The organism is Bradyrhizobium sp. 149, from assembly GCF_023073915.1.
In the GTDB taxonomy this organism is placed as follows: Bacteria; Pseudomonadota; Alphaproteobacteria; order Rhizobiales; family Xanthobacteraceae; genus Bradyrhizobium.
The window spans coordinates 349,233-366,010 of the sequence record NZ_JADPKK010000020.1; the positions used below are offsets into that span (position 1 = coordinate 349,233).

The following is a 16,778-nucleotide window of genomic DNA, read 5'->3' on the forward strand; positions in this document are numbered from 1 at the left end:
ACCGAACGAAATCGTGCGCTTGAACGCGCACGCGATCAGCCCGAGAACCTAAGCCCGCTATAACCGCTAGAACCTGCCTGTGGACGAAGGTTGATTCGGATAGTAGGAGCGCAATTTATGTAGCATAAGCAACGCTATGGTTGAGCAACATATCCGACGCTATCTCAATGAACTGTCTGACCTCCGACGCGTGTCGGGAGAGGCTCGCGAGTCCATCGTTAGCGAAGCTTTTAAGACGCTCTTGAAGGAAATAGGGAAGACAAAGGAGCTAGTCTTCATTCCGCAATATCGTTTGGCCGACACGACTGATCGGCGATATGTTGATGGCGCGCTTCTATTTGAATTGCGAGTGCCCTTCGGCTACTGGGAAGCTAAAGACGAAGAAGATGATTTAGACGAAGAGATAGCGAAAAAATTCCGCAGGGGCTACCCGCAGGACAACATCATATTCGAGGATACGCGCGAAGCAGTTCTAATACAGAACAGGAAGCGCGTTTCGCGTTGCCGCATAGACGACCCGGCCGAGCTGGCTAAGCTGCTCGAAGCCTTCTTCGCATATGAACGAGCTGAAATTGCTGATTTTCGGCGCGCGGTTGAGCAGTTTAAAGTCGACCTTCCAGCTGTTCTCAACGAACTGCGGCGCATGATCGAAACCTCTGAGCAAGCCAATCCGCAGTTCAAGAGGGCGTCCGAAAAGTTTCTTCGACACGCGCAAGATACTATCAATCCAAAGGTGTCGCCTGCAGACGTGAGGGAAATGCTCATTCAGCACATCCTCACGGAAGAAATCTTTAGCCAGGTCTTCGATAATTCTGATTTTCATCGACAGAACAACGTAGCCCGAGAACTTTACGATCTAGAAAACACCTTTTTCAAAGGTAAAGTTAAGTACGATACGATGTCGTCGCTTAAATCTTACTACGCGGCGATCAAAAGTGCAGCTGCGCTGGTTGCAAATCACGTTGAGAAGCAGACGTTTTTAAAGACCATCTACGAGAACTTCTACAAGGTATATAACAAGAAAGCGGCCGATCGCCTTGGCGTCGTTTACACGCCTAATGAGATCGTGAAGTTCATGATCGCGAGCACTGACTGGCTTTGTCATAAGCATTTTGGAAAATCTCTAATAGAGAAGAACGTTGAGATCTTAGATCCCGCGGCAGGAACGGGCACGTTCATAACCGAGTTGATAGAGCATTTCCGCGGCCAGCCGAACAAGCTGCGGTACAAATATTTAGAAGAGTTGCATGCGAACGAAGTGGCCATCCTGCCCTACTACGTTGCCAACCTGAACATAGAAGCTAGCTATGCAGCAATAGCTGGAGCTTACGAGGAATTTCCCAACCTGTGCTTTGTGGATACGCTTGATAATACTACCGCGCTAAGAGCGCAGCGCGGTCAGCAAATCGACCTGTTTGGCGGTGTCAGCGAGGAGAACGTTGAGCGTATTAAGAGCCAAAATAAGAAGAAGATAAGCGTCGTAATCGGCAATCCACCTTACAATGCAAATCAGCTTAATGAAAACGACAACAACAAGAATCGAGAATATCCGATAATTGATGATAGGATAAGAGCTACCTACATCAACCAATCAAATGCTCAGAAGACTAAGCTTTACGACATGTATGCGCGTTTCTTCAGGTGGGCATCTGATAGAATAGACGACAACGGAATTATCGCATTCATTTCAAACCGCGGGTTTTTAGACAAGCGAACGTATGATGGGTTCCGCAAGACGGTCCTGAGCGAGTTCAATGATATATATGTTCTCGATCTTGGTGGCGACGTCCGGGATGATCCAAGCCTGTCTGGCACGACACACAACGTGTTCGGCATACAGACCGGCGTTGCCATCAGTTTTCTAATAAAGCGGTCGAAAACAAAGGATCGCCAGATATCTTATGCTCGGCTGCCGCAGAAAGCGACGGCAGAGGAAAAACTCTCTTATCTTGAAAGTACGAAGTTCGAGACAATAGAGTTCGATCGGGTGAAGCCTACGCCGGTTGGCGACTGGATCAACTTAGCCAACACTGATTTTGGTGAGTTGCTGCCTTTCATTTCCCACGAGACAAAATATGCCAGCAATCGTTCGCAAGAACGCGCTCTTTTCAAGCTGTACACGTTGGGTATCTCGACCAATCGCGATGACTGGGTCACGGATTTTTCGAAAGACCTTCTCCAGGAGAAGATGGCCTACTTCATTAAGGTATATAAGAGTTATCTCTCGAATGGATTTCCCGAAGAGCCATCGATCAAGCTATCCCGCAATTTAAAGCGGAGGGGCGAGAGCCAGCGGAAAGAAGCGTTCAGCGCGGCACGGATTGCGCCTTACAGCTATCGACCGTTTGTCCAAAAATATTTCTACAACTCTGAACTGTTTGTCGATGAACGCGGCTCGACCGACGAGTTGACCGCCCGCAAAGACAACGTGTTCCTTTGCTTCATTGGCGATGCGACCGAAAAACCATTCTCGGTACTTGCAAGCAACGGCCTAATTGACCTGAATTTCTTGAGCGCAGCGGCGGCAGGAACTAAGATCGTGCCTCTGTATCGAGGCGATGAAGTCAATCTGACGGACTGGGGAAAAGCGGAGTTTGTCAAACACTATGCAAATGAAAACGGGCATCCGAAGATCGATAAGGAGGCGATCTTCCACTATGTCTACGCCGTGTTGCACGATCCCATCTATCGAGAGAAGTATGCTTTAAACCTTAAACGAGAATTTCCGCGAATCCCACTTTACTCCGGCTTTCGCGAGTGGGCGGAATGGGGGGAGAAGCTAATGAAGCTGCACATCGGCTATCGAGATGTTAAGCCATTTGCGCTGCGCGCAGCCGCACATACGAATTCAAAAACAGCTATTCTCAGAACGGATAAAGATGCCGGAATCATATACCTTGATGGTAAGACCGCTTTAACGGGCGTGCCGGACGCCGCTTGGTCCTATAGAATAGGGAATCGGTGTGCCATCGACTGGGTTCTTGATCAATATAAGGAAAAATCGGAAACGGACGAAACCATACGCGAAAGGTTCGACCGGTATCAATTCTCGACTTATAAGGTTGAGGTGATTGACCTCCTTAAAAAAGTTACCTCGGTTAGTGTCGAGACGATGAAGATTGCGGAGGAAATGAAACGCGCCAAGCGATAGATGATGATTACAGCCGACCGATTGTCTGATGGCTAACGTTGTAGCTCCGAGCGATATTGGTCTGGCTCTCCCCTGCTTCCCGTCTCCGCTTCGCCTCTTCGATTTGAAACGGGCTTAGCTTTGGCTTCCTGCCAAACTTCACCCCTCTGGCCATTGCCCTTGCCCTGCCTTCTCCCGTTCTCGCTAGGATCAAGCTGCGCTCGAATTCGGCTAGCCCTCCAAGGATCGTAATCATCAGCTTGCCATGCGGCGTAGTCGTATCAGCCCAGGTATCGGCCAATGACCTGAAGCCCGCTCCGGCCTTGCTGATCGCGTCCAAGCTGTTGAGCAGGTCTAGGGTTGACCGTGCCAGCCTATCGAGCCGGGTCACTAACAGCAGGTCTCCCGGCTTCAGCGCCTTCAGAGCCGCCTGAAGCGCTTTCCGATCGGTCTTCGCTCCGCTCTCCTTCTCCGCGAATATCCTTTCTACGCCCTCCGCTGTGAGCTTGGCGCGCTGTGTGTCGAGTGTCTGCCCGTCCGTCGATACGCGGGCATATCCGTAAACAGTCATGGCCGTTTCCTTCGGGAGTTTTGGACTCGATATATGGACAAAAATTGCAGTGAGATTTCAGGGTGATTTGGGTCGTCCATAACTCTTAAGTTTTGGACAGGCCTGGACAAAAGAAGAGGGCTTGCAGCCGCAAACCCTTCTCTAGTTGTTTAGCTGCGCTGGCTCGCGACGAGCCCAAGATCGCGCACGTTCGTCACTTCGTAGTCTGGATTGGGCTTCCCATCAGGTCCCTTGGCCCATGCCGCAACCTTGCCCCGTCCAGAGTATGCCCAAATCTCTCCAGTCTCGGGATGCTTGTATTGCTTCCTTTCGGAAGGAGGCTTGTCGGAAGCCGTGTAGACCTGCGCCAGAGAAAGACCGTACTTCTCCTGACAATAAGCTTCTAACTCTGCCTTCGCCTTTATCGCTTTCTGATGGCGCTCTCTGGTCTCTTGCTCCTTCCGGTCTTGAAGATAGGCCGAGATTTCTTCCAGCGTCATGCTGTTGATGTCTTTTGGTAATTGTCTTTCTTTAATAGCCATCATCATTCTCCTATATGAATAACGTGAACTAGGTTACTCATGGAAAGAAAGACTTCAAGGCCGATGATGTAGGTGGAAAGACTCTAGTTTTGCTGTTTTTGGAATAATATTCTAGCCTACCGATGAAAAAGGATTGCCGAAGACCGATACGGGGGTGTACGGGGCCTTCAATCAGCAATAAATTACACCTCAATAAAATCGCAGAAAAATTTCCTATTTCGTATTCCTAGGCTTGCTTATACAAGTCATCCTATTTGACTTAGTGCATTATTTTATGTACTATATATTTAATAATTGCGGTAGACTATAAAGTCTACTTCCTGATCTAAGCCAAACCCCTTCAGGTCTACTACCGAAAACCTCAGTCCACTCGGCTGGGGTTTTCTGCTGTGGACCATGAAAGGAAATTCAATGAGAACTACTAGACGGGAAAAGCAAGCCTCTCGAAGAAGGCAAGAACAAGAGTATCGAGACAAGATACTAGTGCCTCAGGCACCAATACTCACACTACAAAAGAATGAGCCAGCGGAAGGCTACGAAACTAGGGGATTAACGCCTTACGTCCCTCCTAGGGCAGCTCTGCCCGAAGAGACTGTAGACCCCAAATCAATACCCAAGACTAACTACGCCTTGGTGATCCTCGCCTACAGCCTCGGAGCAGTCGGATTAGGCATCAACGCTTGGTTCGCCTGGAGTCGAGGCAGCTCGTTACCCGACAAGGTTCTGTTGTCTTCGCTAGGATTCATCGCGGAAGCGGTGATGTTCTTTCTCCTCTCCCAGGCAAAAGCTTTGTGGGTATGCCGTCAACGCGGAAGCTTCGCTGTCGCGTGTATTGTGTGGCCGGTGCTGTTTGTCTTCGCTCTTACCAACAGCCTAGGGTTTGCTAGTTTCAATCTCTCTGAAGCAAATACTGTTAGGGCAGAGCGGATAACGCCAGCCGTAGCAGATGCCCAACGCCGCTTAGATATTCTTTCCGCTTCGCGTGCTTCCGAATGTCTCAAACGCGGAGACAAATGCAGGCAGTTGGAGAAGGAAGAACAGCAAGCAATAGAAAGCCTCAGGGAAGCCCGTGCGCAGGTCTCCTCCACTGCCGACCCTCAGATAGCTTCTGCTGCAAAGCTGATTACCTGGATGAGTCAGGATCGCTTCCATCCATCCGCTGACGACTTCGCTATGCTGCGTCTTCTTCTGCTTACGCTTCTTCCTCAGCTAGGCGGGCTTGTCTTGATGGTAGCGAAGCAACGAAATCTTTAAGCTCCTCCTCTTCAGGATGCATCCGGAACATCTTTGCCTTGGCTTCCTCGATCGCTTCCTCCCTCTCCAATCCTGCCCGTAGTCCGTCCTCGCAGTAGCCCTCAAACTCCTTCTGCTTTTCGTCTTCCCTGCGCTCGGCTTCTGCCAACGTCATTCCTAACTGATAGCGATCCAGTTTATCCTGTATTTGCTTCAGAAGAACATTCCGACCCTGATAGACGGCATTCATGCTCTTGTCGGCATGTCTCAGCATGATGTTGCGTTCTTCTAAGCTCAATCCGGCTTGGATGAAGTTAGTATTTGCCGTCCTGCGAAGATCATGGAAAGTCAGATCCTCGATCTTTGCTCTCCTCACAACGTCGCCAAACGCTTGTGTAAAAGCCTCTCCCGTCATCGGGAATATCCTGCCCTTCGGTAGTTTCCCCGGCTTCGTTACTCTTACCCTCTCCGGTCCCGGAAGACTTCCGTCATGGTTCAATGACAGCGCAAGCTGGAGCAACAGAAATTCAGCCTGCGCCGGCAGGACTATTTCAGCTCCCTTACTCCCCGTCACACTATCCGTTTTGCTCTTTCGTATTTTGATACGACGCTTCTTGGCGTCTATATCTTCCCAGGCGAGGTTCATTACCTCCTGTCGTCTTAGTCCAGTCTCAACGGCTAGATGGATAGCTAGCGAGACATAGTATCGGTTGAGACCTAGGCAGCCCTCACAGGCGCCTGTAAGCCTTTCTAGCTCTCCTTCCTCTAGGGAGCGCTCTCGCCGTCCTCCTGTTGAACCTTTAACTCTCATACCCTCCCACGGGTTTTCTAAATGGCTGAGACCCGGCCACTTCCTGGCCATCTTCCACGCTAGTTGTATCCTGCTGATCTCCCAACGCACCGTTCTAGGGCTAATAGGCTTTGGTTCACCGCGACTCCCGGGAGGCTTTACCGTTTCCCTCAATCGATCGTCGCGATACTGCTCGGCAACGACAGCATTGAAATCGTGGAGAGAGAGCGAGCATATATCGCGAGCCGAAAACTTCTGAAGAGTTAGGAGCACATTAAGAGCGAGTCCGCCGCGTCTTCCAATCTCGAACAGCTCGTCTTCATCCTCGTAGATTTCATCGTCTTCCGTAATCAGATTTCCGCAATGCATGTAGCTGCGAATGATATCTCTGACCGTGTACCTCTTTAGGTCTGCCATAGTTGTAGGAAGACCCAACCCGGTACGTCGCTTCCGGCTGTTGTTCTCTTCCTGAAATTCCTCTGCTTCCTTTCTAGTTTTGAAATAACGCGTGAGGCTGTTAGCGCGATCGCGGTAGCGCCATGGCAGCTTACGGGCCTTCCCGTGGGGCTTATCTTTCATTCGCTCTATTGCCATAGCCGCCTCAAGAATTTGGTTGTATTTTTATACAACGCAACCGACAATGTCGTTCATGCAACGGCAAAGATAATTGTCAAATCGCCAAAAATCAATCGAGTTGCCACCCCCATCGCCACCCCGAACTCGAATTTTTTAGAACAACTACTTGTATTTGCTACAAAAATCCAAACTAAATCATTCCCTTGGTAATGGAGAGGTCGACAGTTCAATCCTGTCTGGCAGCACCATTCCCTCGGTCAAATCACGCACGAAGCAGCATTCTCGCGGCATCAAACGCCCGAGTTTTGCTTTTCCGTAGCCCTCCTCGGTGAAGAGAGCGCAGGGAAGACCGGGTGCCGGCTGGCACCCGCGGTCCGCTGCGCGAAAGCACACGCAGGAAGAACCGCACAGCAGCATACTGGTGTAGCCAGGTGTTTTGCCCGACGGGTCGGATCAAGGACGATACGCGGAACTAAACCGCCGCGATACGTCTCAATCCCGGTTCAAGACCGTGACCCGCTTGTCAAAGCACCGCGTATCCTCATCATCACCATCAAAATTCGAAGCGCAGCAAGCATGCGACCACAAGGTAGCCTTCGGTGCCAATCGCCCATGACACTCTCACAATTTGAAAAGAAGCGTTGCGAAAAGCTGGCCGCTGAATTCGTGGAGAAGCGGCGACCGCCGGCACATCTCCGGGCCAAGGTCGACCTGGCATTCCGCGTCGCCGGTCAGAGCGTCGAGATATACGAAGTCCGACCCCATTGGCGCGAGCAAGCCAAGATGCTCGAACATCCGATCGCAAAAGCGACCTACAACAAGAGCAAGAAAAGCTGGAAGTTGTATTGGTACCGAGCTGATCTGAAATGGCACGGCTATCAGCCGCATTTGGAAGCGGCATCGATTGAAGAATTCTTTGACGTCGTTCAGGAAGACTCCCACGGCTGCTTTTTCGGGTAGCTCGTGGGATGGGTAGAGCGACTTGTCCCCCTAGCTCGAAGAGGGTAGGCGGAAGCGAAGCCTATCGAGCCATTTCTCGCTGACGAAACATGATGGGTTTTGCAAGTGCCCTACCCATCCTACGGGCTACGCATTATCAATTCTCGTCCTCCACCTGCTGCGCGGTGAAGCGATCATCGGCACGACGCAGCCGTCGGCAGAGTTCGCGATTGATGTTTTGCAGGACGATCACATAGGCGTGGATATCGGCCTTGTAGCAGGCGTAGAGCTTCTGGGCCGTCAATTCGTAGAGCACCGTCGGACTCTCCGCGATCACCGTGGCAGAGCGATTCTGCATTTCGATCAGCGTCATCTCGCCGAAGAAATCGCCGGGCTCCAGAACGGAAATCGGGATCACGCTCCCCGCATTTGCCCGTTTGCTCACCGCCAGGCGCCCGGATTTGACGATGAACAGCGAGCGTCCGGGCTCGCCCTCCGTCACGACGGTTGCTCCGGCATCAAATCGGCACTCGACCAGCATCGAAATCAGGAGGTCGAGACTTTGATCCGGGATACCGCCGAAGAACGGCGTGGCGAGCAGGAATGCTTTCAGGTCGGGGACACTGACGGCCATTGCTCGAGGATAATCTTCACCGCCTTCCGCGGCAAGCGGAGCAGACATTGGTGCTGACGACAACAAGGCGGTCTGCGCAAGTTCCGTAGGATGGGTAGAGCACTTGCGAAACCCATCATGCTTCCGCGCAGCTCGCAAGGGCCAAGCGAACCGTGCCCACCAACCATTATTAAATGGATCGATGCTGGGCGCGGCACTACGCGCCTTTGCCCACCCTACGCTACTGCCGCGCAATGCTGCCACCGCGCAGCGTCCGCTTTCGCCAGAGGTCAACCATGACCTTGACGGTCACCGCGAGGACAGCTGCGCAAAGCGCGACCTTCGAGATCGTCTCCATCGTCCCCTCGATCAGCAGGCAATGGGCCACGCTGCCTGCGACGATGACGATCGCGAGGGGAATATGGACGATGCGCCAGGTGCGCAGTCGCAATCCCAATCGCCGGCGTAACAGCGCCAGGAGCGCGACGGTGAAGATGGCCCACATGGCGGTCACGCCGAACGGGGAGAACGGCGTCGGTGACGTATAGGTCAGGGCGTCGATCATGTCGGGCGGGCTGGTGATCCAGAGGCCGGCGACGTGGATCACGACCATCAGGGCAAGCGCACCGCCGATCCAGTGATGGGCACGCCGTCCACGATAGCTCGACAATCCCGGCAAATAGCCGCCGATCAGCAGGGGCTGAACGAGCACGAGTCCGAGCGCAATGATCCCGGCGAAGCCGGCGAGGATGTAGACCGGGCCGCGCCATGCGAGCTGCTCGCTTCCGGCAGCGAGCGCGATCGGCACGCCGATGGCCAAGGCAAGGGCGACCCAGATCAGGCTCGCCCGGGCCGATTGCCACCCCTTGATTGGCAATGCGATCAGGCCGGCTGAAGGACGAAGTGCGCCTCGAGGCTGGTTTCCTTGGCGCTCCGCATCACCGGCCGCAGGAAGACGGTTTTGAATTCGCCGCTGTCATAGGCGAGATGGCCATGCGGCTGGCCGAAGATCGGAATGATCTGCGGCATCTCGAGCCGGAACTTGCCGTCCTTGTCGGTGAGCGTGGCGCCATGGCTCTGCGGCTCGTGCTCCTGCCCTTCGGTGGTGTGCGCCCAGATCTGGATGCGCTGCCCGGCGAGTGGCGCCCCGTCGCCGGCGCGGCGCACGGTGCCGCTCATCCAGAAGCCCCCCTTTCCGATCCGCTCCACGATCGCCGCGCCCTTGCGGTAGTTGTTCGCCCCGCCCGACATCGAATCGGTTGGTGCGAGGCCGTTCGCACCGGCAGGCAACAGCAGCCCGGGAACGCCGGTTGCCAAAAGCCCGGTTGCCAGAACGGAGCTGCCGGCGACGAGGAAATTGCGGCGATTGAGTACGACCTTGGTCATGTCGGTTCCTCCTGGCGAGCATCCAATGGCTCCAGCGAGCGTACAACAACACGCGCCAGACGCCCAGTTGGGCCGAGGGGCGCAACGGGTCGCAATGACGGTGTTGTGAACGGAGTTTTGGGCGCTCGAACAGCTTCGCAGGATGGACCGAGCGGAAGCGAAACCTGGCGCGCCTTGCGCGATGACGAACCATGACGGTTTCGCAAGTGCTCTACCCATCCGACGCGCTGACACTACATGTGATGTTCCAGACGCGCAGATCCTTCACGCCGGTGCCACACATGATCCCCTTCTCCCTGCTCGACCTCGCGCCCATCCGCCAAGGCGGCGATGCGGCGCAGGCGTTTCGCAATTCGCTCGATCTCGCGCAGCATGCCGAGGGCTGCGGCTACAAGCGGTTCTGGCTGGCCGAGCATCACAACATGACGGGCATCGCGAGCGCGGCGACGTCGGTGGTGATCGGGCATATCGCGGGCGGCACCAGGACGATCCGGGTCGGCTCCGGCGGAATCATGCTGCCGAACCATTCGCCGCTGGTGATCGCCGAGCAGTTCGGCACGCTGGCCTCGCTCTATCCCGGGCGGATCGATCTCGGGCTCGGCCGCGCGCCGGGCACCGACCAGTTCACCGCACGGGCGCTGCGGCGCGATCTCGCCACGAGTTCGGAGAATTTTCCGCAGGACGTGCTGGAGTTGCAGGCGCTGCTCGGCGATGTGCAACCGAATCAGGCGATCCGCGCCGTGCCCGGCATGGGCACCAAGGTGCCGCTGTGGATCCTGGGATCCAGCACCTTTGGCGCGCAGCTCGCAGGCATGCTCGGCCTGCCGTTTGCGTTCGCATCACATTTCGCGCCGCAAATGATGATGCGGGCGCTGCGGGAATATCGCGCGCGCTTCGAGCCGTCGGCGCAGCTCGACAAGCCCTATGCGATGGTCGGCGTCAATGTGTTCGCTGCCGACAGCAATGAGGACGCGCAGCGCATGTTCTCCTCGCTGCAGCAGCAGTTCATCAATCTGCGCCGCGGCACGCCCGGCCCGCTGCCGCCGCCGGTCGACGACATGGACGCGCTGTGGTCGCCGGCGGAAAAGGCGATGGTCGGCCAGTCGCTGTCCTGCTCCGCGGTCGGCTCGCCTGAAGTTGTCGAACAAAAACTGAAGGCGCTGATCGCCGATACCGGCGCGGACGAATTGATGACGACGGGACAGATCTACGACCACGCCGCGCGGCTGCGCTCGTTCGAGATCGCGGCCGAGGTGCGGGACCGGCTGGCGGGGTGAGCGGGCAGGATCTAACGCGACCGACTTAGCACCGCGCGCCCGTCATTGCGAGCGAAGCGAAGCAATCCATTCTGCGGAAGCAAGTCTGGATTGCTTCGTCGCTTCGCTCCTCGCAATGACAGGTGGCCCTAATCCGGAAAGCCGAACAGCTTCGCCGGATTGTGCACCAAAACCTTCTCCAACTCCGCCTGGTCGGGCGCGTAGCGGTACATCAGCTCGAGCAGGTCGGCATCGTTGGGCGGTTGCTTGACGGAGACCGGATGCGGCCAGTCGCTGGCCCAGACGCAGCGGTCGATAGCTGCCTCGATATAGGCCCGCGCGATCGGGATCACGTCGTCGTAGGGCGGCCCAAGCTTCGAGGTCTTCTCGCCGAGCGACAGCATCACCCAGAAATTGCCCTTGGCGAGCAGCTCGAGCATCTTGCGCAGATTCGGATCGTTGTTGCCGGCTTCCGGATCGGGCCGCGCCATGTGGTCGATCAGCACGGGCACGTCGAGATTCTCGTACTTTGCGACGCTGGAGACGATGCCGTCCTTCTCCGGCTGGATCTTGACGTACCAGCCGAGCTCGCGGATGCGTGCAATGGCGCGGGCGAAATCGGCGTCGGATAGCACCGCGCCGAGCTCCTGGCGGAAGCTGAAGCGCGCGCCGCGGACACCGGCATCATGCAGCTTGGCGAGATAAGCGTCGTTCGCCTCGGCGAACACCAGTGCGTTGGCGCAGCCGCGATAGTTCGGGCCCATCGCGGCGAGGCCGTCGAGCACGACGGCATGATCGGCGCCGTAGGTCGTGGTCTGCACGATGATGCCGCGCTCGATGCCGAGCGTCTTGTGCACGCGCAGCGCCGCTTCCCAGGTCGCAGTCGGCATCCGGTAGGCAGCGCCGGGACGCTCGGGATATTTGTCCGCGGGCCCCAGCACGTGAAACTGGCTGTCGACGGTTTTGGGCGGCGGCGCCTTGCCCGGGCGGCGCGGATTCGGATCGAACGGCAGATAGGTCGGCATGCGGCAGGCTCCCTCAGTCGATCACGGCAGTGAAGTCGCACTGCACCAGCGCGCCGCCGTCCATGTTGTCCATCGGCAGCGCGTGGCGCGCCGGGCGCGAATGCTCGTCCGGAAACATTTTTAGCCACTCGACGTTGACCGGACCGCGCTGGGTACGGTCCTTCAGCCACACCGTCATCTTGATGATGTCGTCCGTGGTGCCGCCGGCAGCTTCCACTGTCGCCTTCATGTGCGCGAACATGTTGGCGCATTGGGCGTCGAGACTCTCGGGCATCACGCCCGCGCCATCGCGGCCGAGGATGACGCCCGACATTACGAGATTGCCGATGCGGCAGGCGTTCGGGATCGGATTGGCATGCTTGAAGCCGCCGATATGGATGCTTTTGCGCCGCGTTTGACCAGTCATGGTGCGCTCCCTCTTTATTGTTGGTTCAGACGAACTGGCACGACACCGAGCCGAAGGCGCCGTAATCGGCGTGGAACGTGTCGCCGCGGCGGATGTCGACCGGCCGCGTGAACGATCCCGCCAGCACGATTTCGCCGGCGGCGAGATGCTCGTCATGCGGCGCGAGGCGGTTGGCGAGCCAGGCGATGCCATTGGCGGGATGATTGAGCACGCCGGCGGCAAGCCCGGTCTCCTCGACCTCGCCATTGCGGAACAACAGCGCGCCAATCCAGCGCATGTCCGCATCCATCGGGCGGAACGGCCGGCCGCCGAGCACCAGCGCGGCGTTCGCCGCATTATCCGAGATCGTGTCCATGACTTTTCGCGCCTTGCTGGTCTCGGGATCGACGCGGTGCATGCGCGTCTCCAGGATCTCCAGCGCGGGGGTCACGTAGTCGGTGGCGTTGAGCACGTCGAAGATGGTGCAATCGGGCCCGCGCAGCGGCGCCTTCAGCACGAAGGCGAGTTCGACCTCGATCCGCGGCGCATGAAAACGGTCGAACGGAATCGGAGTGGCATCGGCATAGAACATGTCGGCGAACAGCACACCGTAGTCAGGCTCGGAAATGCCGACCGCATTCTGCATCGCCTTCGAGGTCAGGCCGATCTTGTGACCCTTGATGACCCGGCCGCGGCCGAGCTGAAGTTTGGTCCAGGCGCGCTGAACGGCATAGGCATCCTCGATGCTGAACTCGGGATAGTCCTTCGAGAACATCGTGATCAGCGTCTTGGTGCGCTCGGCCTCGTCGAGGCGCGCGGCAAGGCGTTCGATCGTGGCGGCATCCAGCATGGCTTAACTCTCCGCCGCGACGGTGTTGCGGAGCACGCCGATGCGGCTGGATTCGACCTCGACGACATCGCCGACTTTCAGCCAGCGCGGCGGGTCAAAGCGGGCGCCCGCTCCGGTCGGCGTGCCCGTCACGATCATGTCGCCGGGCTTGAGGGTCGCGAAGGTGGAGAGGTAGGAGATCAGGAAGTCGAACGGGAACATCAGCCGCTCGGTCGTGTCCTGCTGCCGCACCTCGCCGTTGACGCGCGTGATGATGTCATGAGGCCCGCGCGGGTCGAGTTCGTCCGCGGTGACGATCCACGGGCCGATGCTGCCGGAGCGGTCGAAATTCTTGCCTTGCGTGACGTTGAACTTGCCGTGGCGCAGCCAGTCGCGGATCGTGCCCTCGTTGCAGAGCGTCATGCCGAAGATGTGCTCCCAGGCCTTTTCGCGCGGAATGTGGCGGCCGCCCTGGCCGATCACGATGACGAGCTCGCCCTCGTAGTCGAGCTGATCCGATACCTTGGGTTTCTCCAGCGGCTGACCGGAGCCTGTCATCGAGGACATGCTGCGCACGAACAGGCTGGGATATTTGGGCAGGTCGGAGCTGTCTTTATACTCCGCGTTGCGCTCGGCGTAGTTGACGCCGATGCACCAGAGCTTTTCCGGTGCCAGCACCGGCGGCAGCAGCACGAGATCGTCGAGCGCATAGTTCGGCTTTTGTCCGGCGATGGCTTCCTGCGCGTCGGCCAGCGCATTGGCCGCGATCAGCGCCCTCACGTCGGAGAAGTCGCGGCCGATCCGCCTGGTCAGATCGACGACACCGCCTTCAATGGCGGCACCGTAGTGCGGCTCTCCGTCCACGAGATAGCTCACCAGTCGCATTGTCGTTCTCCAATGGTGTTGAGGTGCGCGCGGGGCGGCACGCTCACTCGGGCGATTTGGGAGTCTGGAACACGCCGCGCAGCGTCACGATCTCGCCGAGCCGGGCGTAACGCGGTCCGCCGATGCGCGCGATCGGATCGAGCGCCGCGGTTTCGACCTTGCCGTCGTTCACGAGGCCGTCGCGGATGTGGAACATCACGACCTCGCCGACGATCAGCCGGCTGCGGGCGTCGCCGAATTCGAGGCACTGCCGGAAACGGCATTCCATCGCGACGGGTGCAACGCCAAGCCGGGGCACCTTGATGCGCTCGCTCGGATGCGTCTCCAGGCCAAGCTCCGCGACCTCGCTGATTTCAGGAGGATGCTCGACGGAGCTGTCATGCACGGCCTGCATCAGCGGGGTATCGGCGATGTGGATGACGTATTCCTCGGTGTCGAGGATGTTGTGCGCGGTGTCCTTGTAGTCTGCGCCCTTGCGGCCGACGCTGATGGCCAGCATCGGCGGCTTCTGCGAGACGAAGGTGAAGGCGCTGAACGGTGCGAGGTTGAGCACGCCCGAGCGCGACAGGCTCGTCACCCAGGCGATCGGACGCGGCACCACGATGCCCGTCATCAGCCGGTAGATGCGCTCGGCGCCGAGCTCGGTGGGGTCGATCCGCATCGATCAATCCGCCTTGATGTTGGCCTTGCGCACGATCGGAATCCATTTGGCGTCCTCGCGCTCGAGATAGGCCTTGAATTCGTCCGGCGTCATCGCGACGGCTTCGCCGCCGAGCTTCTCGAACTTGTCGACCACGACAGGGTCCTTCAGGATCGCGGTCAGCGCTTCGTGCAGCTTGTCGATCACAGGCGCCGGCGTGCCTGCCGGTGCGAACAGGCCGGTGAAGGTCTGGCCGTCAAAGTCCTTGTAGCCGAGCTCAGTGAAGGTCGGCACGTCGGGCAGCGACTTCAGCCGGTGCGGGCTGGTGACGGCCAGCGCCCGAAACAGGCCGGCCTTGATGTGCTGCAGGCTGACCGTGAGCTGGTCGAACGCGAACTGCACCTGCCCGCCGAGCAGATCGTTGACCGCAGGCGCATTGCCCCGATAGTGCGCCGTGACCCATTGCAAGTCGAGGCTGGACTGCATCAGCTCGCTGAGCAGATGGTTGGTCGTGCCGGGACCCGGGGATGCCATCGTCAGCTTGCCCGGCTCGCGCTTGGCAAGGTCGATGAATTCCTTGAAATTCGTCGCCTGCACCGACGGATGCACCTCGAGCACCAACGGCGTCATCGAGATCGTCGTGATCGGCAGGAAGTCCTTCTTCCAGCTGTAGGCGTCGCGCTTGTTGATCTCGGTCGCGAACAGCACCGGCCCGTTGGCGCCAACGAACAGCGTGTAGCCGTCGGGCGCGGATTTCGCGAAGGCCTCGCCCGCGATCATGCCGCCGGCACCCGCCTTGTTCTCGATGATGAAGGGCTGCCCGAGCTTTTCCTGGAGCTTGTCGGCGATGATGCGCGCGGCGCTGTCGACATTGCCGCCGGCCGGATAGGGCACGATCAGCTTGACGTTGCGCGACGGCCATTGCTGGCCCGACGCCGGTCCCGTCAACATCGCCGCTGCGGCAGCTATGGCAATCCAGATTAATCTCATGTTAACCTCCCGGCGGCGCTTCCAAGTCTTCGAATTCGAGGTCGGGCGCCACAGACACTGCTTACGGCATCTCGATCGGAGCGCAATCTCCAGATGCGCGCTTTACCTGTCGAGTGAATTGTGGCGTTCTTGTCCATAGTATGGACAAGACGAATCTCGCGAAATCCGCCCGCCGCATGCCCGAACCGCGACAAGGCGCGCAGGCAATCCGGCGTGCGCTCGCCGTGCTGCGCATTCTCGCCGCAGGCCGCGAAGACGGCGTGCCGCTGGCCGAAGTGGTGCGGGCGACCGGCCTCACCCGTCCGACCGTGCATCGCATCGTCCACGTGCTGATCGAGGAAGGCATCGTCGAACGGCACGACCGAACCGGCCGCTACGCGATCGGCAATCAGGTGCCCGAGCTCGCGCTCGCACGGGCCCGGCCGTCGCGGCTGCTGATCGCCGCCAATCCGTCGCTGCAACGCGCCTCGACCGAGATCGGCGACACGCTGTTCCTGACGGTGCGGACCGGCAACGACACACTGTGCGTCGATCGCAGGATCGGAATCTATCCGATCCAGGTCCTGTCGATCGAGGTCGGCGCGCGCCGGCCGCTCGGCGTCTCCAGCGCAGGCGTCGCCATCCTCGCCGCGATGCCGGCGCAGGACGCGCGAAAAATCGTCGCCGCCAACGAGAAGAGACTGGAGGCCTACCGGACCGACGCTGCGACGGTGCTGGGCCAGGTCACCGCCGCGAGACGGCGGGGATACAACATGCGGGAGATCGGCCTGGTGCAGGGCACGAAATCGATCTCGACCTGGATCAAGACGCCGGACGGCCGCCCTGCCGCTGCGATCACCGTCTCCGCCGTTCGCACGAGGCTCGGCCCGCGGCGCGAACAGGAGGTGGCGGAGATCTTGCTGCGGGAGGCGCGCGCGATCGAGCAGGCGATCCGGGGCTAGGCCGGCCCGTCAATGGGCTGACGTTCCCCGCCATTTGTGGCACAAGAGCGCCTCCGCCGACCGACCAA

Annotated in this window: 17 protein-coding genes; 5 read left to right on the top strand and 12 right to left on the bottom strand. The window is 58.2% G+C overall.

The genetic code is table 11. From position 1 onward, the window contains the following. Positions 1–136 precede the first annotated feature (136 nt). A complete protein-coding gene (locus tag IVA88_RS16760; protein WP_247498328.1) occupies positions 137–3,151 on the top strand; it encodes a type ISP restriction/modification enzyme in 3,015 nt (1,004 codons plus the stop codon). 7 nt (positions 3,152–3,158) lie between these two features. Here IVA88_RS16760 and IVA88_RS16765 read toward each other — a convergent pair whose 3' ends face one another. Continuing rightward, positions 3,159–3,701 (bottom strand): recombinase family protein, encoded by a 543-nt coding sequence (locus IVA88_RS16765; RefSeq protein WP_247498329.1) that lies wholly within the window; start codon positions 3,699–3,701, stop codon positions 3,159–3,161. A gap of 149 nt (positions 3,702–3,850) precedes the next feature. Then, entirely contained in the window at positions 3,851–4,222 is a 372-nt protein-coding gene (locus IVA88_RS16770; protein ID WP_247498330.1) for a hypothetical protein, read from the bottom strand. Between the two features lie 630 nt (positions 4,223–4,852). Here IVA88_RS16770 and IVA88_RS16775 point away from each other — a divergent pair. Continuing rightward, a complete protein-coding gene (locus tag IVA88_RS16775) occupies positions 4,853–5,476 on the top strand; it encodes a hypothetical protein (RefSeq protein ID WP_247498331.1) in 624 nt (207 codons plus the stop codon). Here the strand turns inward: IVA88_RS16775 and IVA88_RS16780 are convergent. Then, complete coding sequence (locus IVA88_RS16780) at positions 5,415–6,824, bottom strand: site-specific integrase (RefSeq protein WP_247498332.1); 1,410 nt, start codon at positions 6,822–6,824, stop codon at positions 5,415–5,417. The genes IVA88_RS16775 and IVA88_RS16780 overlap by 62 nt on opposite strands. Before the next feature lie 609 nt (positions 6,825–7,433). On the opposite strand from IVA88_RS16780, the gene IVA88_RS16785 reads away from it, so the two are divergent. Then, positions 7,434–7,781, top strand: coding sequence for a DUF3024 domain-containing protein (locus IVA88_RS16785; protein WP_247498333.1), 348 nt, complete (start codon positions 7,434–7,436; stop codon positions 7,779–7,781). A 136-nt stretch (positions 7,782–7,917) separates the two neighbouring features. On the opposite strand, the gene IVA88_RS16790 is transcribed toward IVA88_RS16785, so the two are convergent. The 3 genes from IVA88_RS16790 to IVA88_RS16800 all read right to left on the bottom strand — a co-directional run bounded on the left by IVA88_RS16790 (position 7,918) and on the right by IVA88_RS16800 (position 9,759). Further along, positions 7,918–8,394 carry a cyclic nucleotide-binding domain-containing protein gene (locus IVA88_RS16790; RefSeq protein WP_247498432.1) on the bottom strand — a complete coding sequence of 159 codons (477 nt, stop codon included), beginning with the start codon at positions 8,392–8,394 and terminating at the stop codon, positions 7,918–7,920. A 220-nt stretch (positions 8,395–8,614) separates the two neighbouring features. Then, positions 8,615–9,244, bottom strand: coding sequence for a ferric reductase-like transmembrane domain-containing protein (locus IVA88_RS16795; protein ID WP_247498433.1), 630 nt, complete (start codon positions 9,242–9,244; stop codon positions 8,615–8,617). A gap of 11 nt (positions 9,245–9,255) precedes the next feature. Beyond that, positions 9,256–9,759: a Twin-arginine translocation pathway signal gene (locus IVA88_RS16800; RefSeq protein ID WP_247498334.1), complete on the bottom strand. Its 504-nt coding sequence runs from the start codon at positions 9,757–9,759 to the stop codon at positions 9,256–9,258. Between the two features lie 281 nt (positions 9,760–10,040). Between IVA88_RS16800 and IVA88_RS16805 the strand changes: the two genes are divergently transcribed. Continuing rightward, positions 10,041–11,036 carry an LLM class flavin-dependent oxidoreductase gene (locus tag IVA88_RS16805; protein WP_247498434.1) on the top strand — a complete coding sequence of 332 codons (996 nt, stop codon included), beginning with the start codon at positions 10,041–10,043 and terminating at the stop codon, positions 11,034–11,036. Positions 11,037–11,164: 128 nt separating this feature from the next. On the opposite strand, the gene IVA88_RS16810 is transcribed toward IVA88_RS16805, so the two are convergent. From IVA88_RS16810 to IVA88_RS16835, 6 genes are read right to left on the bottom strand one after another with little or no spacing between them, the layout of a single operon-like run. Then, positions 11,165–12,040: an amidohydrolase family protein gene (locus IVA88_RS16810; protein ID WP_247498335.1), complete on the bottom strand. Its 876-nt coding sequence runs from the start codon at positions 12,038–12,040 to the stop codon at positions 11,165–11,167. A gap of 13 nt (positions 12,041–12,053) precedes the next feature. Continuing rightward, a complete protein-coding gene (locus tag IVA88_RS16815) occupies positions 12,054–12,446 on the bottom strand; it encodes a RidA family protein (protein ID WP_247498336.1) in 393 nt (130 codons plus the stop codon). 25 nt (positions 12,447–12,471) lie between these two features. Continuing rightward, the gene (gene hpaH, locus IVA88_RS16820; protein ID WP_247498337.1) at positions 12,472–13,275 is read right to left on the bottom strand and encodes a 2-oxo-hept-4-ene-1,7-dioate hydratase; all 804 of its coding nucleotides are present in this window, start codon (positions 13,273–13,275) and stop codon (positions 12,472–12,474) included. A gap of 3 nt (positions 13,276–13,278) precedes the next feature. Then, the gene (locus IVA88_RS16825; protein ID WP_247498338.1) at positions 13,279–14,139 is read right to left on the bottom strand and encodes a fumarylacetoacetate hydrolase family protein; all 861 of its coding nucleotides are present in this window, start codon (positions 14,137–14,139) and stop codon (positions 13,279–13,281) included. 43 nt (positions 14,140–14,182) lie between these two features. Then, positions 14,183–14,800: a flavin reductase family protein gene (locus tag IVA88_RS16830; protein ID WP_247498339.1), complete on the bottom strand. Its 618-nt coding sequence runs from the start codon at positions 14,798–14,800 to the stop codon at positions 14,183–14,185. 3 nt (positions 14,801–14,803) lie between these two features. Then, the gene (locus IVA88_RS16835) at positions 14,804–15,769 is read right to left on the bottom strand and encodes a tripartite tricarboxylate transporter substrate binding protein (protein WP_247498340.1); all 966 of its coding nucleotides are present in this window, start codon (positions 15,767–15,769) and stop codon (positions 14,804–14,806) included. 140 nt (positions 15,770–15,909) lie between these two features. Between IVA88_RS16835 and IVA88_RS16840 the strand changes: the two genes are divergently transcribed. Then, positions 15,910–16,710 carry an IclR family transcriptional regulator gene (locus IVA88_RS16840; RefSeq protein ID WP_247498341.1) on the top strand — a complete coding sequence of 267 codons (801 nt, stop codon included), beginning with the start codon at positions 15,910–15,912 and terminating at the stop codon, positions 16,708–16,710. The last annotated feature ends 68 nt before the right edge of the window (positions 16,711–16,778 follow it).

Excerpts from the sequence above, each read along its gene's own strand:
- IVA88_RS16830 (WP_247498339.1), bottom strand. The coding sequence starts at position 14,800 with ATGCGGATCGACCCCACCGAGCTCGGCGCCGAGCGCATCTACCGGCTG.
- IVA88_RS16840 (WP_247498341.1), top strand. The coding sequence starts at position 15,910 with ATGGACAAGACGAATCTCGCGAAATCCGCCCGCCGCATGCCCGAACCG.
- IVA88_RS16760 (WP_247498328.1), top strand. The coding sequence starts at position 137 with ATGGTTGAGCAACATATCCGACGCTATCTCAATGAACTGTCTGACCTC.
- IVA88_RS16785 (WP_247498333.1), top strand. The coding sequence starts at position 7,434 with ATGACACTCTCACAATTTGAAAAGAAGCGTTGCGAAAAGCTGGCCGCT.
- hpaH (WP_247498337.1), bottom strand. The coding sequence starts at position 13,275 with ATGCTGGATGCCGCCACGATCGAACGCCTTGCCGCGCGCCTCGACGAG.
- IVA88_RS16800 (WP_247498334.1), bottom strand. The coding sequence starts at position 9,759 with ATGACCAAGGTCGTACTCAATCGCCGCAATTTCCTCGTCGCCGGCAGC.
- IVA88_RS16765 (WP_247498329.1), bottom strand. The coding sequence starts at position 3,701 with ATGACTGTTTACGGATATGCCCGCGTATCGACGGACGGGCAGACACTC.
- IVA88_RS16770 (WP_247498330.1), bottom strand. The coding sequence starts at position 4,222 with ATGGCTATTAAAGAAAGACAATTACCAAAAGACATCAACAGCATGACG.
- IVA88_RS16790 (WP_247498432.1), bottom strand. The coding sequence starts at position 8,394 with ATGGCCGTCAGTGTCCCCGACCTGAAAGCATTCCTGCTCGCCACGCCG.
- IVA88_RS16825 (WP_247498338.1), bottom strand. The coding sequence starts at position 14,139 with ATGCGACTGGTGAGCTATCTCGTGGACGGAGAGCCGCACTACGGTGCC.
- IVA88_RS16815 (WP_247498336.1), bottom strand. The coding sequence starts at position 12,446 with ATGACTGGTCAAACGCGGCGCAAAAGCATCCATATCGGCGGCTTCAAG.
- IVA88_RS16780 (WP_247498332.1), bottom strand. The coding sequence starts at position 6,824 with ATGAAAGATAAGCCCCACGGGAAGGCCCGTAAGCTGCCATGGCGCTAC.
- IVA88_RS16835 (WP_247498340.1), bottom strand. The coding sequence starts at position 15,769 with ATGAGATTAATCTGGATTGCCATAGCTGCCGCAGCGGCGATGTTGACG.
- IVA88_RS16810 (WP_247498335.1), bottom strand. The coding sequence starts at position 12,040 with ATGCCGACCTATCTGCCGTTCGATCCGAATCCGCGCCGCCCGGGCAAG.
- IVA88_RS16805 (WP_247498434.1), top strand. The coding sequence starts at position 10,041 with ATGATCCCCTTCTCCCTGCTCGACCTCGCGCCCATCCGCCAAGGCGGC.